Raw genomic sequence first — 15,317 nt, 5'->3', positions numbered from 1 at the left:
GGGGGGACTCCGGTGGCGAAAAACGTCAAGAGGCGCATCGCGGCGACGATACGCCCCCTGATCTCGGTCGATCAGTGAACGGGAGTGTCCTGTTCGGCGTCGGACGCGACCGCCTCCTCGGCGGGGTCGCCCTTGGCCAGAGCACCCAGCCGCGAACCACCCTGCGCCTGACGGCTCAGTCGATTGAGATTGCGCAGCGACTGCAGGTGGACGTAGAGCAGCTCCAGTTCGTCACTGTCCAGCAGCGCCTTGAGGCTGTCCTCAGGCAGCGCCTTGAGCTTCTGACGGTTGACCGCCTGGAAGCCGGTCAGGGTGCGCTGACCACCTTCCGGCAAGCGAATCTGGGCCTCGACCGACTCGAGCAGGTCGAGCTCGACCAGACGGGCGCAGAAGGCGCGGGTGCGCTGGAAGTGCGCCTGATAGTCCTGAAGGAAGTCCAGCACCTTGCCCAGGTACTGGGTCTGCTCACCGTCGGCGTCGAAGAAGCGCTCGCCGCGACCGTCACGATTGAGCCCTTCGTAGTCATCATCGATGCACAGGGTGAAGGTCTTGTCGTTGTCGGCGGAGGCAAACACGAAGGGATAGCGGCGGAAGAAGGCCGGCACGTACTCACCGCGCCACTGGCCTTCACGGTCCACCAGCAGATTCTGGTCCTGCTCGAGTCCCAGCACGGCGACCGGCAGCACCCCGTCGTCGGCCTGGGTGAAGACGATCGGCAGGTCGGTGGCGGCGGTCGGAAATTCGGCCGCCATCAGCGGCACCGAGTTCACCCCGCTGGCAAAGCCGAAGTCCTTGCCGACCTTGAGCGACAGCTCGCCATGCTTGTCGCGGGTGATCGGCTGAACGTTGCGATAGATAAGAAGTTGAGTCGCCATGAAAGAGTCCTCTAGTACTTGAGTGTCGTCCCTGGGCCTGGACGTCAGCGCCATTGCGCGGCCAGCGCGCCGGTGGAAGTCGGGGAGACCAGTGTCACCCCGTGGTAGAAGGTCACGAAGGGTTCGCCTTTCGCATCGAACCCCAGAGAAAGGTTGCTCAGCGGCTTGTCGCCGTGGGCGGCGATCCACTCGATCGCCTGTGCGCGCGACGTACAGCGCCACTCGCGAGCCAGCGACAACAAAAGGCCCGCCAGTTCGCCCAGACGTATCTCGGCCGGATGTAGATGCAGATTGAGGGAATCACGACCGGTATCGCGACCCTGGCGCCGTTCCTCGATCCTCACGGTCAACGGTGGCCAGGGCTTTCGTGCCAGCGCGTGGCTGACCTCGAGCTGTTCGATCACGTCACCGACGAGCGGGGGCATCGCCGCAAGCGTGCTCGCCAATGCATGGCGCACCGCCTCGGCGCTCTCGAGCAGGACATAGTCGGAGACACTGGCGTCGACGCCAGGGCGCCACTTCCACGCCTGGTACAGCGGGAAGCGACGCCCCGGCAGGGCCTTGTCCGGCAGCGGCGCTTCCCAGTACACCTTGGTGGTCGCGGCCTCCAGCCCGAGATGCAGATAGTGCGCCATCGTCTGCGTCGACAGTCCGGCGACGAAGGCCCTCCGGTCGCCAGGCGCCAGCGCCAGCGACTCCAGCAACCCCTCGAGGCGCACCGCCAGATCGTCGGCGTCAACGCCCTCGAGCGGCACACTGTAGAGCCTGCGCTGATGCGCCCAGCGGGCGGGAGCGCACTTGACCGAGCGCTCGGCACTGTAGGGACGCGCGAGGCTATCGAGCCAGGACTCGATCAACGCCTGACGCTCGGCGAAGGGCCGGGGTTCAGTGCTGGAAGGCAAGGAGGTCCATCCGGTCATTCATATGGGCGTCGATCTCCGCCAGGTCTTCGCCATTGATGACGCCGGCGGCATGCTTCAGCCGCAGCACGCTGATCAGGTAGTCGTAGCGCGCACTGGCAAGTTCGCTGCGGGCGAAGAACAGATCGCGCTCGGCGTCGAGCAGTTCGAGCACCGGCATGACACCGGATTCATAGGCCACCTGGCGGTATTCGACGATGCGCTGGTTGGCGCTCAAGGACTCGCTCAGAGCCCTGACCCGGGACATGGCGGTGACGATACCCTCGAAGGCCGCACGTATCTCGCGGTCGAGTTCTCGCCGCACCTGTTCGAGTCGAGCCTGCCCTGCCTCGATCAGACGGGTTCCTTCGCGCACCTCCGACGACACTCGCCCACCGCTGTAGACCGGCACATCGAGGCCGACCCGAATGGTCTGGGTCTCGACCTCGCTGCCGCCGCCGAACAATGAGCCCTCGGTCTCGTCGTTGTCGTAGTCGAGACTCAGATCGAGGGTCGGATAGTGACCACCACGACTCACCTTGACCTGCTGATTGGCCACTTCCACCGCCAGCCGTGCGGCTGACAGACGAGGATTACGCTGCATCGCCAGCTCGATCCAGGCCTCGACTGACGACGGTTCCGGGCTCGCCAGGGTCAGGTCCTCATCGACCAGGCTAAGCTCCACCGGACGCACGCCGCTGACCTCGGCCAGGGCATTGAGGGCATCGCGCAGACGGTTGGCCACGTCCAGCTCCCGCGCCTCGACCTGCAGAAAGCGCGCCTGGGCGTCGAGCAGATCGATCTCGCGAATCAAACCGTCCTCGAAACGCGCCCTGACCTGCTCGAGATTGGTCTGGACCTGCTTCTTTTCGGCCTGCAGGAAACTCAGGTTTTCCGACAGGGCGAGTACCGCAAAGTAGCGTTCGGCCACCCGCAGGTAGAGATCCTGGCGCGAGACCTCGAGCTCGGACGCGGCCTGCTGGATCTCCAGCTTGGCCTGGCCAAAGGCTGCCCAGCGGGAATAGTCATAGATCGACTGCTCGAGCGAGACACCGTAGACGGTGGTCGGGTAGGACGTGCTGCCGCTGCCGTAGACCTCGTTGTCGGTACTGACGATGTCCTGGGAGATCTCGCTGCGCTCGACATTGACATTGATCTGCGGCAGCAGCGCTGAGCGCGCCTGATAGTAACGCTCATCGGTGGCCTGCTTACCATGAAAGTCGGCCTGAAACTGAGGATCGCTGTCCACCGCGAGCTCGTGAAGTTCCAGCAGACTTTCTGCCAGCACGGACGGAGCAAGCAGGCACGCCCACCCGCCCAACGCCAGGCCGAACGCAAGCTTGTTGAGATGCATGATGATTTTTCCCCTGCGCACCGGTGGGACAAACACCGGCATTACGCAACTGCTTTGTAATATTTTATTAACAACGGATGTACGATATTACCCACATCTTTTGTAGGAACACAGCTCCTATCTACTCTTTTGCAGGCAACATGATCAACGCAGTATCGACGCAGTAGGAAACTACATCGCAAAAGATGAGAAAGTTCATACCCGCTATCGCATTCCGCAACCGAAGGGAATCGGGTAACACATTGAAACCTGGAAAGTTCAGGAACTACGCCTAGGCAGGAGGCACTCTTCGGGGCCGAGGGTGTGGTGAAAATCCCGTGACGGGAAGGTGATGCCAGGGCCTGCCAGCCGCTGTCACCTCAGCCCAGCCACCTGAGATTACCCAACCACCCACACTGGGCCTTTCAGACTAGACCGCAAGCACGAGCAAAGTCCTACGTCAGCGATGACAACGCTGCACCTGGCGACACCTGGGCACTATTCATCCTGGCTGGCAATGCGGTTGCGACCACTACGCTTGGCGCTGTACAAGCGCCGGTCGGCGCGCTCGAACAGCGGTGCAAATCCCTCCCCCTTGCGATACTGGCTGACGCCGATGCTGATGGTGATGCGAATCGTCTGTCCATCCGACAGGGTGATTTCCCCCCCTTCCACCGCACGACGCACCCGCTCGGCCGCCTTGATCGCCTCGGGCAAGGCGGTGCGCCGCATGACCACCACGAACTCCTCGCCGCCGGTGCGCGCCACCAGATCGCCATCACGCAGGCAGTTGGCTACTGTCTGCGCCAGCCAGGTGAGCACCTGGTCACCGGCCGAATGACCGAAACCATCATTGACCTGCTTGAAGAAGTCGATATCGACCGCGGCCAGCGAGAACACCATCCCGCCACTGTCGCATTCCTCGATCAGGCGGGTGACGTGGCGATCCAGCTGGCTTCGATTGGGGAGTCCGGTCAAGGCATCGGTCATCGCCTGGTCTTCCAGCTGATCACGTTCGAGGCGAATACGCTCGACCTCCATCTCGTTGGAAATGACACGTTCGACGGCCCCGACCAGTAGCCGGACCAACTCGATGTCGACCTCACTGAAGGCGTGCCGGCGCACCGACGGACTGGAGAAGTTCAGGGTTCCCCAGACCTTGCCCTGGATCCGCAGCGGTGCACCGATATAGGTCTCCAGCTGAAAGTTCTCGTAGCAGGGGTGGCCCTTGACTCGCTCGTCCTGCCCGGCGCGGTGGGTATGGAAGACGTCATCGGCGTCGAGGGTCAGCCGACAGTAGGTGTCACCCAGTGCAAAGCTATCGCCGGCCCCTACTGGCGCATTATCCGAGGCCGCCCAGCGCACCGTGTAACGCTCCCCCTCGACCTGACTGACCAGCGCGATATCCAGCCTCAGGTAGCTCAAGGCGTCACGCAGCAGCATGTCGACGATCTCTGATACTCCGATATCGGTGCGATTTACCCCGGTATGGACATCCCGTAACAACTGGATCATCGAGCGATACTCGGAGACGTCCTGGATGATGGCGTAGAAGCCCATCACTTCATCTTCCACCAGGTCCGGCAGATAGTGGACCTTGAAGTAGATCTGGCGACCATCCTGGAGCACCAGGGAATCCTCGTAGCTGACCTCCTGCCCCGCCAGCGCCAGATCGAAACGTGGCCGGATCTTGGCGTAGGAGTCTGCATCGAGCACCGAAGACACCGGCTGCCCCATCAGCGCCTCGGCAGGCAGGCCGATGAAGTCGAGGTAGGCACGATTGTTGAAACGGAAGCAGAAGTCGCGGTCGACGTAGGCCACCATCACCGGCAGGTGGTCGGCCATCCGCGCGATGACACCGCGGCTTGCCTTCTGCCGAGCCGACAGTCGCAGCACCAGCCCACCATCGGCCAGGCGACAGCAGCTACCATCGCCCATTTCCAGCGGCATCGAAGGCTTGGCAGCGTGAGCGGCACCCCGGGAGACCCAGGCTTCAGCTACTGCCGCGGCCTCGCCAGGCAGCTCTGCCAGCCCCCGCCCGATCCAGACGTCTCCAGGCTCGCCCAGCACGCGCACGGCATCACCGACCACGTCGTGCACCTGCAACTCCGGCGTCAGGCGTACCAGCACCGTTCCGGACGACACCAATGCCTCTTCCACCCAGGCAAAACGCTCCATGAGGACATCTCCTTGCGTAAGCCCTGCCCTGGACCGGCAGCAGGTCAATACCCTGGCGGCTCGCGTGCCGTCTTCTCTAGCCTATGAAAAGATGCTTATAGATGCCGGATTATTTCGCTTGCCCGCTTCCACGCTATGCTGGCGTGGCCGACACCGCCGCGGGAGCTGCCCATGATCCACCAGGACCTTGTCGCCATCGAACACGCCCTGACGCTGGCCAATCGCGGGGATACCAGTTGGCTGTGCACACGCCTGGACACCCCTGCTCCCGCCTTCCCCCACCTGAGCGTCACCAGCGATGCCGATGGCCCCGGGTACGCCGGACAGCCCATCTTGCTGACCCAGGCCCGGGGCGGCGGCGCCTGCCTGGTCAATATCGACAACAACGCCAACGATGGCACCCCCTGTCTGGTCGAGCGCCTGTCACCGAGCAGCGAGACCCTGGTGCACCTGGAGGTCATCCATGCAACGCTCGCCGGCCAGCCATCGCTGATTCGCCGCGTCAGCCTGGGCAGTACGTCCATGAACCTGCAGCGACCCACGCCAACCAGTCCGCTGGTCCAGATCGGCGACGACGTCGTCGAGGTGCTGATCCAGCCGGCCTTGCGTCTGGTACTGACCGGCCACTCTCCGGTCAATGCCGACCTGGCGCGCCAGGGACAACGGCTCGGCTTCGAGGTCATCCTGTGCGCCCCAGACCACCCCGACACGCATCACTCGACAGCGCCCCTGCCGGCAGGCGTCGAGTTCCAGCGCGCGCCCGCGGCTCCCTTCCTGCGCGGCGGCGGCGGGCACCGACGCACCCTGGTGATGGACGCCACCGACGCCTCGGCCATTGTGCGAGCGAGCCGCGAGGCCTGCTGTCATGGCTATCTGGCGATGGCTGACATCGATCCACGCCGGGCGGCAAACTGGCTTTACGATGGCTGGCACAGCCTGCGCACCTCGCCCACCGTCTGACGCCCCGTCGCTGCGGCCAAAGCGCCAATTGACAGCCATCGGAGGCGGTCCTACGCTGTGCGCATTCCTGGGGGAGCCTGACGGCTGAGATTCCGCATCACGCGGTAACCCTTTGAACCTGATCCGGGTCATGCCGGCGAAGGGAAGGATGGTTGCGTTATCTCCTCTTTCTTCCTGTCCGCCGCTCGTCCCGCCTGTCCACCGGTCCCTGCGGACAACGACAAGAAAGAGGTCTTCTTTCGATGATGCTCGATCCCACCTGGACGGCGCTGTGGCTTCTGCTGTGCGCCGCCATCTTTGCCATCCCCGGCCTGATCTATGCCCGACGTCGTCAGGGCGGCCTGGATGACTACATCTCGGCTCGCAACAGCCAGAACACCCGCGCCACGGTGTTGACCCTGGTGGCCACCACCCTGGGCACCTGGATCCTGTTCGGCCCCGCCCAGGCGGCCACCTGGGGCGGCATCGGCGCGGTACTGGGCTATGCGCTGGGTTCCATGGTACCGCGCCTGGTGATGATCCCGCTGGGACGACGCATGCGTGAGCTGATCCCCGAAGGCCACGGCCTTACCGAGTTCGTGATCCATCGCTACGGGCGCACCATGTACGCCTTCACCCTGACGATCATGCTGTTCTATCTGTTCATTTCGCTGGCGGCAGGCCTCACCGCAATCGCCCATATGGTCACCCTGCTGGCGCCGATCCCTCTGTGGCTGACCGCCTGCGTAGTGATGATCGCGACCCTGCTCTACACCTTCTACGGCGGCCTGCGCACCACCATCTTCACCGACAAGGTACAGATGCTGGTGATCCTGCCGTTGCTGGCGCTGCTGCTGGTGTTCGGCTGGCAGGCCGCCGGCGGCGTCGCGCCGACGCTCGAGGGCCTGCAGGAACGTGCGCCCCAGTTGCTGGATGTCACCGATGCCGGTGGCCTGCGTGCCGGCCTGACGTTCTTTATCGCGGTGATGCTGACCGGCCTGTTCTACCAGGGCACCTGGCAGCGCATCTACGCCGCCCGGGACAGCAAGGTGCTGCGGCGGGGCTTCTGGATCGCAGGGCTGTTCAACTTTCCGGTGATCGTGCTGATGGGCCTGTTCGGCCTGGCCTTCGTCGGCCTCGGGCTCGAGGGAGACGGTTCGGTGGCGCTGTTCAGCGTGCTGCTGTCCGAGGTGCCGCGGTGGTTCGCCCTGGCCTTGATTCCGCTGGGTCTGGCCCTGGTGATGAGCAGTGCCGACACCACCGTCAACGCCACCTCCAGCATCATCGCCGTCGACATGCACCGGCTGCTGCCCCAGGCCAGCGAAGCCACCCTGATGCGCCTGGCACGCTGGCTGATCGTCGCCGCAGCGGTGCCGGTGACCTGGGTGGCGGCCCAGGGCTACAGCGTGCTCTATCTGTTCCTGCTGGCGGACCTGCTGTGCTCGGCGGCGGCCTTCCCGGTGTTCTTCGGTCTGTTCAATCGCCGCTACGACGGGCGCAACGCGGTCCTCAGCACCGCTGCAGGTCTGGTCGCCGGGCTGGCGATGTTCCCGTCCCCCAGCGGCGGTACCGCCACCCTGCTGGAATCCTTCCTGCTGGCGGCCTTCGTGCCGGTGCTGGTCTCGCTGGTGCTGATGAAGCTGCTGCCATCCCGCCAGGACTATGACTTCACCCGCATGGGCAGTCTGGTGCGGCGTTTCCAGAGCTGACACCGCCACGCTGACAGCCTGGCAAGGCGTGATAAAAAACAGCGGGACGTGCTGACGCGTCCCGCTGTTGTCGTTTCAAGGCCTGGCGATCAGGGGCCCTGGCAGTTCCGGCTCATCAGCGCCCGGGCCGCACCAGCCCCAGGTGATCGCGCAGGGTGCGGCCCTGGTACTCGCGTCGAAACAGCCCGCGGCGCTGCAGTTCCGGTACCACTTGTTCGACCACGTCCTCGATGCTGTCCGGCAGCGACGGCGGCATCAGGTTGAAGCCGTCCGCCCCGCCCTGCTCGACCCAGCGCTGCATCTCGTCGGCGATACGCTCCGGGGTGCCGACCATGGTGCAGTGGCCGCCACCGGCGGCGAGCCGTCCCAGCAACTGGCGCAGCGTCGGTCGTTCGCTCTCGATGATCCGCAGAATCGTGGCGTAGCGCCCCTTGGGCCCGCTGAAGGCCTCCAGTGGCGGCAGCTCGGGCACCGGGGCATCCAATTCCCAGTCGCTCACGTCCTGACCGATGAACTGACTCAACTGGCGCCGGGAGCTGTCCACCGGCAACAGTTCGTCGAGCTCCCGCTGCTTGCGTCTGGCCTCCTCTTCGGTGGAGCCGACGTAGGTGACGAGCCCCGGCATGATCGCGACCTTCGGTCTGCCAGCGGCCTTTACCCGGGCCTGAAGGTCGCTGTAGTAGGCCTGGGCCGAGGGCAGATCGTAGGCCACCGCGTAGATGGCCTCGGCGCAGCGCGCGGCCAGGTCACGGCCCTGATCCGAGGCGCCTGCCTGGAACAGCACCGGGTGGCCCTGGGGCGGACGCGGCACCGTCAGCGGGCCATCCACCAGAAAGTGCTCGCCGTGATGATGGATGGGACCGACCCGGCTGGCGTCGACGTAATCGCCCTGGCGATCCCTCACCAGGGCGTCGTCACTCCAGGAGTCCCACAGCGCCAGCACGGTATTGGCGAATTCCTCCGCCCGGGCATAGCGCTCGGCGTGGCTCGGCATGGCCTCGAGCCCATGGTTGCGCGCCTCGCTGTCGAACATCGAGGTCACCAGGTTCCAGCCCAGGCGTCCGTCGGAGATATGGTCCAGCGAGGCCAGCATGCGCGCAGCATGAAACGGCGTATAGAAGGTGCTGGAGACGGTCGAGATAAGCCCGATGTGTTCGGTGGCCCGCGCCATGGCCGCCAGCATGGTCAGGGGCTCCAGGGTCCACAGCGGACCGTCGGCGATGTTGCCCGCGGCGTGACCATCGGCGAAGAACACCGCATCGAAGCGACCCCGCTCGGCGAGCCGCGCCAGCTCCTCGTAGTAGCGGATATCGGCCAGGCGCTCGACGCTGGAACGGGGATGACGCCAGGCCGCCTTGTGGTGGCCACAGCCCATGATGAACAGATTGAGGTGCATGCTGGCCATCAGTCCTTCACCAGTCCGCCGTCGACCACCAGGTTCTGGCCGGTGACCGCTCGCGACCAGGGCGAGGCGAACAGTAGCGCAGCGTCGGCAAACTCTTGCGGCGTGGTCACCCGTCTCAGCGGTGTGCTGGCGGCGATCAGATCGAACACCGCCTCCGGCGTGGCGCGGGAGGCATCGGTGGTGCGCAATAGGCCCCCGGAGATCATGTTCACGGTGATGTTGTCCGGGCCCAGATCGTGGGCCAGGGTGCGCGTCAGCGACAGCAGCGCCGCCTTGGCGGCGGTGTAGTCGTGGTAGGGCACCACCGGGTTCTGGAACAGGTTGGTACCGATATTGACGATGCGACCAAAGCCGGCCTCACGCATGCCGGCAAGCGAAGCCTGCACCGTGTTCAGCGCACCCCGGGCGACCCCTTGAAGCTGATGATCGAGGTGCTCCCAGGTCAGCTCGTCGGGACCGGGGCGGGCGTCGCCGTTGAAGGCGAAGTCCGGCAGCGCATTGTTGATCAAGGTGGTAACCGGCGCGCCGAAGTGCTCGCGGGCACGCGCGAACATGGCATCGACGGCGCAGCGATCACAGACGTCGGCGGCCACCGCCAGGGCTTGCTCGGGATAGTCGGCTACCAGCGAGTTGGCGCCCTCTTCGCTGCGTCGATAGTTGACCACCACCCGCGCGCCCTGCTCGAGGAAACTGCGCGCCAGGCTGACACCGAGGCCACGTCCGGCGCCGGTGACGACGACCAGCTGGCGGGAAATGGGAAGCGCGGGCGGGCTTGCGGAGGTAGCGGGTGAGGCGTCGGAAAGGGTCATCTGGCGGGTCCTTGGTCGAGGCGAGGAACGCACGCCGACCCCTGGACTGACGACTGCGCTGACATCCCTTCGCCGGTATGAACTGGATCAGGTTCGACGGGTGTTTCTCAGCCCCGCTATCGTGCGGGACACCCCGTGCCATGCGCCTTCGACCTTAGCCCATCGGCGCGGGGCGGACAAGCCGCGCAGCACCTGGAACATCACCGCAGCCAGGGCATGCAGATGGGCGCTTCAGACCCGACGCTCAGCCCGGTGCCTGGACGGCTTCCATCAAGTCCCTTCCTTCCTCTCCCGCCCGATTGACCCTGGTCGAGACCGGCCATGCCTCGAAGGCGCCAGCAGGTAGATGCCGCACCGTCTGGCGCATGACGTCGCGATCACTCAGGGCAGGATCGAGCCAGGGTTCAAGGCTGCCGTCGTCCAGCGCCAGCGGCATCCGGGCGTGCACCTCACTCGCGCAGCCCCGGGCGGGTTCGGTAAGGATGGCAAGGCCCGGCCAGCCGTCGTCCCTTTCACTGAAGATCGCCGCCAGCCACAGCGGCGCGCGATCTTCACGACACAAGAAATAAGGCTGCTTACCGGTCTCGCCCGGCAGCCACTCGTACCAGCCATCCGCCGGCACCAGGCAGCGATGGCGGGCAAAGGCCCCACGAAAATAGCGCGAGGTGGCGACCTTCTCCACGGTGGCGTTGATCGGCTCCGGCGCCCCGGCCTGGGCCCAGTGGGGTCGATAGCCCCACCACATCGAGGTAAAGGAAGGTACGCCCTCCCCGTCCATGGCCAGCGACGTGATCCAGGTGCCCGGCGCGACATTGTAGCGAGGTGGCGGCTCCTGCTCGGGCAGGCGCGGCGCCACCGGCAAGCGCATCAGCGCCGCCAGCTGAGCAAAAGGTGTGTAACAGGCGAAACGGCCGCACATGGTTACCTCCGTTACCGGACCCTGCAGGATCAGCCTAGCACCATCTGTTGCACCCCCATCGGCCTGCCCTGCCCGCTGCGGGTTAGTCATCTGCGAACGTTAAGTTTTCGCTAAGCTAGGCAGCCTAGCCTTGCCATCAACTCCTCTTTCAAGGACGCGATGACATGACCCCGGCAATCGCAGCATCGGCCTCGAAGACGACAGCCCACACGGATGCTCCCGAGCCGGACATGCCCTCGGGACTGTGCTGGGCGTCCCCGGAGCGGCTGGGTGAGGCAAACGCCTTCATCTCCGACGTCTATCGTCTCCATCACAATGCCTCCATCAGCAACCCCTACCAGCGCTTGCTGACACTGCGAGCCCCCCATGGCGCGCTCGTCGCCACCACGGGGCTCAGGCGTGCCGATGAAGGCCCTCTCATGGTGGAACACTACCTCGAGGCACCTGTCGAGATGGTGCTCGCCACTCGTGGCCTCTGCGACCTTGCGCCGCCGCGCCACCAGGTCATGGAGGTCGGCGCCCTGGCCAGCGCATCGCCAGGCGCCGGCCGACGGCTGATGCTGTCGCTGGTGGTGGTGCTCGAGCGACTGGGCATCGACTGGCTGGTGGTGACGGCGTCCAGGGACGTGCGCAACGGCCTCGCGCGGCTCGGCATCGAGATGCACACGATCGGTCGCGCCCATCGCCACTGCCTGGACAACCCTGTGGACTGGGGACGGTATTACGAGCGGGACCCCAGGGTCGTGGTGATTCGCCCCCTCGAGGTGGCCAACAGCATGCGCGCCACCCCGCTCGGCGCTTTGCTTCTCGCCGGCGCAGCACAGCTTGCCCCGGAGGCGGCAGATCCCGTACCGGCGCTACCCCATGTCCACGCCTGCTCGGCGGCCGGGGACGTGCCCCATGGATAGGCTACACCAGCGCCTGCGCCAAAGGGCGAGGCTGTCGCCGGATGTGGAGAGCCTGCTCGGGCAAACCCCGGATGGCGCCGACATCCGACTTACCGCCCGGCCACTGGAGGCCGCCACCGACACTGTCGCGCACCAACTCGAGCAGTCGGGCGTTTCTCACCTGGGCCTGCTGGGTCACAACTCTCCTGGCTGGCTGGTCGCCCAGCTCGCTGCCTGGAGGGCGGGCCTGCCGATCACCCCGATACCTGCATTTTTCAGCGAACAACAGCTCAACCACCTGCTCGATACCACCGGGCTGGACGGGCTTCTGATCGCGCAGGACAGCCCGCTGGACGCCTGGCTGCCGTCTGCCCACGTAAACGACTTCAAGCGCCAGCCACTCGACGCTCCGGCCGGCCTGTCCATCGCCTTGTTCCGGCGCCCCTCGACGCCCGCACCGCTGCCGGACGGAACGCGACTGATCACCTTTACCTCCGGCACCACCGGCACCCCCAAGGGGGTCTGCCTGTCCGGGCCACATCTCGAGTCGGTCATCGAAGGACTGGAACAACGCCTTGCAGGTGTACCCCTGCATCGTCACGGCGTGATGCTGCCCATGGCGGTGTTACTCGAGCACCTTGCGGGCGCGCTGTTCGCCCTCTGGCGAGGAGCCACCGTCGTTATCGACTCACCCGATCTTACCGGGCTTCATGGCAGCGGTACGCTGGACCTGGCCCAGTGGCAACGCTGGTTAGCCAAGCGGCGACCCGACAGCCTGATTCTGGTGCCGGCGCTGCTCAAGGCGCTAACTCACCTGGCCTCACATCAATCTGCGGCAAACGGTTGGCAACAGGTGTTGTCGCTAGTCGCCGTGGGCGGGGGCCAGGTGCCCCGCCGCCTGCTCGAACAGGCAACCCAGCTGGGACTCCCTGTCGCCCAGGGCTACGGCATGTCCGAGATGGGCTCGGTGGTCTGTCTAAGCCGCCCGGACGAGCCCCAGGATGGCCGTGTCGGGTGCCCCCTCAAGGGACTGCGCCTGAGCACCGATGAACAGGGCCAACTGCTGGTCCACGGTCGTCGCATGCTCGGCTATCTGGCGTCCGATCATCAGGTTCCGTCAACCGAGATGCCCTGGCCCAGCGGAGATCTCGGTCACCGCCTGGCGGACGGTCATTGGCGCCTGGACGGGCGTCAGCGCAACGTCATCATTCTGTCGAACGGACGCAATCTCTGTCCCGAGTGGCTCGAGGCGGAGCTCGAGCTCATCGACGGTATCGATCGTGCCTTCGTCTTCGGCGAAGGCTTGCCGGGGGTGCTGGCGCTCCTTAGCCCTTCAGCCGCTATCCAGCCCCCCCGCCTGGAAGCCCACATCACCGCGCTCAATCAGCGCCTGCCCGACTACGCCAGGGTCCGCGGCTGGCAGTCGTTGATGCGGCAACTGCCAGGGGTCGCAGCACCGCTGTCGAGCGCCAGCAACGAACTGACCGCCAACGGACGCCTGCGCCGGGCCAGCATTCAGCTCCGCCGTCGCTGCGACATCGAGCGGCTTGTCGCCAGAACCTTCCCCGGCCATGAGCAGGTGTCAGCAGCGCTCTCCTCCGCCGCCGACGGCCTCCCTTCATACCCACAGGAACCCCCACCCCCATGAACACGCTGACCGATACCCCGATCGTCACCTCGCCACCTGTCGACAACGGCAAGCCCGATGGTTTCTACCGCCACCTGCTCGCTGCCACCGAAGACGAACGCCAAGCCTTGATGGGAGGGGAACTGATCGGGCGCGCCCAGGGTGGCAAGATCACGCTGCCCGAATATCGCGCCTTTCTCGCCCAGGCCTATCACCATGTGCGCCACACCGTCTCACTGATGATGGCCTGCGGCGCCGAGTTGTCCGCTCCTAACTTCGTGCTGCGCGACAACCTGCGCATGGCCATCGCCGAGTACATCGACGAGGAAAAGGGCCACGAACACTGGATACTCGATGACCTCGAGTCCACCGGCGTCGATCGGCACCACGCGCGTTCACGCCCACCGCTGTTCGAGACGGAATGGATAGTGTCCTACGCCTACGACAGCATCAGACGTCGCCATCCACTGGCCATGTTCGGCATGGTGCTGGTGCTCGAGGGTACCAGCACCTCGGCGGCCAGCGCCGCCGGCAGGGCCATCCGCGATAGCCTGGGCCTGACCGATGACGCCTTCCACTACCTGTTTTCCCACGGCGAACTGGACATCTCCCATATGGCCTTCTTCGCCGAACTGATGGACACCATCACCGACACCGAGGAGCAGGCCCAGATCATCCATTCGGCCCGCGCCTTCTATCGCCTCTATGGCGCGGTCCATGACGCCGCCCTGCGAGACGCCGAGCACTGGACGGACGAAGCGCTGGAGGCAAACTCATGCCATCACTGAGCGAGCGCAGGATTCTGGTGACCGGCGCCACCGGCGGCATCGGTTCGGCCCTAGTGAAGCGGCTTGACGCCGAAGGCGCCAGCCTGTGGCTGGCAGGGCGTGATGAGGGCAAGCTCAGCGCCCTGGCGGGCGAGCTTGGCAAGGCTGCCTCGAGACACACCCTCGTCGCTGGCGTCGATCTGACCACCGCGATGGGCCGCCAGCGGCTACTCGACCAGCTAAGTCAGGCAGCACCCGAGCAGCGCCCTTCGACGCTGGTCCACCTGGCCGGCATCAATCATCTCGGCTGGTTTCGCGAAACCTCGCCAGACGACGTCATCCGGGTGCTCGATACCAATCTGAGCTCGACCCTGCTGCTGACCCAGGCCCTGCTGCCTTTGTTTCTCGGCCAACCCAGCGCCAACCTGCTGTTCGTGGGCTCACTGCTGGGGCATATCGGCCACCCGGGCTATATCGCCTACTGCGCCAGCAAGGCCGGCCTCAAGGGCTTCGCCGAAGCGCTGTCCCGGGAGCTCGAAGACACCTCGGTCCGGGTGCAGTACCTGGCCCCCCGCGCCACCCGGACCGCCATGAACGGCCCCGACGCCGAGGCCATGAACGAGGCCCTGGGCAATACCGTGGACAGCCCCGAGCGCGTGGCAGATGCCATCATCAAGCAGCTGACAAGAGGCCAGCGTCGCGCCGTCCTCGGCGGCAAGGAGCGCCTGTTCGCGCTGATCAACGCCATCGCCCCCACGCTCGTCGATCGCGCTATCGCCCGGTCCCGAGCCGATATATCCCGCCACCTGGATCCCCCTGCGCAGGTTGTCCAGGACTGACCAGCAGACGTCCTTATCGCCTTGACCCTTGTGCTGCACAAGGGTTTTAGTCTGTGGTGAAGATGCTCGAACTTGCATAGTAGTGACGGAAGCTTCAGGGGCCACCACCCTGGCCTGTCTGGGCTTTTCTC

Annotated in this window: 13 protein-coding genes and 2 riboswitches; of the genes, 6 read left to right on the top strand and 7 right to left on the bottom strand. The window is 65.3% G+C overall.

Features of this window, described 5'->3' with window-relative positions:
• Positions 1-71: 71 nt before the first annotated feature.
• From NFG58_RS06810 to NFG58_RS06795, 4 genes are all read right to left on the bottom strand, one after another.
• Positions 72-875, bottom strand: a complete 804-nt coding sequence (locus NFG58_RS06810; RefSeq protein ID WP_287165795.1) for a SapC family protein — start codon at positions 873-875, stop codon at positions 72-74.
• Between the two features lie 44 nt (positions 876-919).
• On the bottom strand, positions 920-1,777 hold the full coding sequence (locus NFG58_RS06805) for a hypothetical protein (RefSeq protein WP_306169107.1): 858 nt from the start codon (positions 1,775-1,777) through the stop codon (positions 920-922).
• Positions 1,761-3,128 carry a TolC family outer membrane protein gene (locus NFG58_RS06800; RefSeq protein WP_286985200.1) on the bottom strand — a complete coding sequence of 456 codons (1,368 nt, stop codon included), beginning with the start codon at positions 3,126-3,128 and terminating at the stop codon, positions 1,761-1,763. Before NFG58_RS06800 ends, NFG58_RS06805 begins: the two co-directional genes overlap by 17 nt.
• A 477-nt stretch (positions 3,129-3,605) precedes the next feature.
• Positions 3,606-5,285 (bottom strand): diguanylate cyclase, encoded by a 1,680-nt coding sequence (locus NFG58_RS06795; RefSeq protein ID WP_348827838.1) that lies wholly within the window; start codon positions 5,283-5,285, stop codon positions 3,606-3,608.
• 171 nt (positions 5,286-5,456) lie between these two features.
• Here NFG58_RS06795 and NFG58_RS06790 point away from each other — a divergent pair, with 171 nt between their 5' ends.
• Entirely contained in the window at positions 5,457-6,245 is a 789-nt protein-coding gene (locus NFG58_RS06790) for a hypothetical protein (RefSeq protein WP_348827837.1), read from the top strand.
• Positions 6,246-6,304: 59 nt separating this feature from the next.
• A riboswitch (TPP riboswitch) is annotated at positions 6,305-6,407 on the top strand.
• 80 nt (positions 6,408-6,487) lie between these two features.
• On the top strand, positions 6,488-7,933 hold the full coding sequence (locus tag NFG58_RS06785) for a sodium:solute symporter family protein (protein ID WP_348827836.1): 1,446 nt from the start codon (positions 6,488-6,490) through the stop codon (positions 7,931-7,933).
• Positions 7,934-8,048: 115 nt separating this feature from the next.
• On the opposite strand, the gene NFG58_RS06780 is transcribed toward NFG58_RS06785, so the two are convergent.
• From NFG58_RS06780 to NFG58_RS06770, 3 genes are all read right to left on the bottom strand, one after another.
• Complete coding sequence (locus NFG58_RS06780) at positions 8,049-9,338, bottom strand: LLM class flavin-dependent oxidoreductase (protein WP_348827835.1); 1,290 nt, start codon at positions 9,336-9,338, stop codon at positions 8,049-8,051.
• Positions 9,338-10,147 (bottom strand): 3-oxoacyl-ACP reductase, encoded by an 810-nt coding sequence (locus NFG58_RS06775; protein ID WP_348827834.1) that lies wholly within the window; start codon positions 10,145-10,147, stop codon positions 9,338-9,340. The genes NFG58_RS06780 and NFG58_RS06775 overlap by 1 nt, the downstream gene beginning before the upstream one ends.
• Positions 10,148-10,194: 47 nt before the next feature.
• Positions 10,195-10,293: riboswitch (TPP riboswitch) on the bottom strand.
• A 98-nt stretch (positions 10,294-10,391) separates the two neighbouring features.
• Positions 10,392-11,066, bottom strand: coding sequence for an SOS response-associated peptidase (locus NFG58_RS06770; protein WP_348827833.1), 675 nt, complete (start codon positions 11,064-11,066; stop codon positions 10,392-10,394).
• Between the two features lie 164 nt (positions 11,067-11,230).
• Between NFG58_RS06770 and NFG58_RS06765 the strand changes: the two genes are divergently transcribed.
• The 4 genes from NFG58_RS06765 to NFG58_RS06750 are packed head-to-tail and all read left to right on the top strand — an operon-like array spanning position 11,231 to position 15,186.
• On the top strand, positions 11,231-11,974 hold the full coding sequence (locus NFG58_RS06765) for a thermostable hemolysin (protein WP_348827832.1): 744 nt from the start codon (positions 11,231-11,233) through the stop codon (positions 11,972-11,974).
• Entirely contained in the window at positions 11,967-13,601 is a 1,635-nt protein-coding gene (locus NFG58_RS06760; protein WP_348827831.1) for an AMP-binding protein, read from the top strand. Before NFG58_RS06765 ends, NFG58_RS06760 begins: the two co-directional genes overlap by 8 nt.
• Positions 13,598-14,368, top strand: coding sequence for an iron-containing redox enzyme family protein (locus NFG58_RS06755; protein WP_348827830.1), 771 nt, complete (start codon positions 13,598-13,600; stop codon positions 14,366-14,368). The genes NFG58_RS06760 and NFG58_RS06755 overlap by 4 nt, the downstream gene beginning before the upstream one ends.
• Positions 14,356-15,186: an SDR family oxidoreductase gene (locus tag NFG58_RS06750; RefSeq protein WP_348827829.1), complete on the top strand. Its 831-nt coding sequence runs from the start codon at positions 14,356-14,358 to the stop codon at positions 15,184-15,186. The genes NFG58_RS06755 and NFG58_RS06750 overlap by 13 nt, the downstream gene beginning before the upstream one ends.
• Positions 15,187-15,317: the final 131 nt, after the last annotated feature.

The sequence above is a fragment of the Halomonas sp. RT37 genome, from assembly GCF_040070525.1.
Classification (GTDB): domain Bacteria; phylum Pseudomonadota; class Gammaproteobacteria; order Pseudomonadales; family Halomonadaceae; genus Halomonas; species Halomonas litopenaei.
The sequence above is the reverse complement of the archived record's forward strand: the minus strand, read 5'-3'. Positions and strand labels throughout refer to the sequence as shown.

Excerpts from the sequence above, each read along its gene's own strand:
- NFG58_RS06755 (WP_348827830.1), top strand. The coding sequence starts at position 13,598 with ATGAACACGCTGACCGATACCCCGATCGTCACCTCGCCACCTGTCGAC.
- NFG58_RS06810 (WP_287165795.1), bottom strand. The coding sequence starts at position 875 with ATGGCGACTCAACTTCTTATCTATCGCAACGTTCAGCCGATCACCCGC.
- NFG58_RS06770 (WP_348827833.1), bottom strand. The coding sequence starts at position 11,066 with ATGTGCGGCCGTTTCGCCTGTTACACACCTTTTGCTCAGCTGGCGGCG.
- NFG58_RS06780 (WP_348827835.1), bottom strand. The coding sequence starts at position 9,338 with ATGGCCAGCATGCACCTCAATCTGTTCATCATGGGCTGTGGCCACCAC.
- NFG58_RS06765 (WP_348827832.1), top strand. The coding sequence starts at position 11,231 with ATGACCCCGGCAATCGCAGCATCGGCCTCGAAGACGACAGCCCACACG.
- NFG58_RS06790 (WP_348827837.1), top strand. The coding sequence starts at position 5,457 with ATGATCCACCAGGACCTTGTCGCCATCGAACACGCCCTGACGCTGGCC.
- NFG58_RS06775 (WP_348827834.1), bottom strand. The coding sequence starts at position 10,147 with ATGACCCTTTCCGACGCCTCACCCGCTACCTCCGCAAGCCCGCCCGCG.
- NFG58_RS06795 (WP_348827838.1), bottom strand. The coding sequence starts at position 5,285 with ATGGAGCGTTTTGCCTGGGTGGAAGAGGCATTGGTGTCGTCCGGAACG.
- NFG58_RS06800 (WP_286985200.1), bottom strand. The coding sequence starts at position 3,128 with ATGCATCTCAACAAGCTTGCGTTCGGCCTGGCGTTGGGCGGGTGGGCG.
- NFG58_RS06760 (WP_348827831.1), top strand. The coding sequence starts at position 11,967 with ATGGATAGGCTACACCAGCGCCTGCGCCAAAGGGCGAGGCTGTCGCCG.
- NFG58_RS06750 (WP_348827829.1), top strand. The coding sequence starts at position 14,356 with ATGCCATCACTGAGCGAGCGCAGGATTCTGGTGACCGGCGCCACCGGC.
- NFG58_RS06785 (WP_348827836.1), top strand. The coding sequence starts at position 6,488 with ATGATGCTCGATCCCACCTGGACGGCGCTGTGGCTTCTGCTGTGCGCC.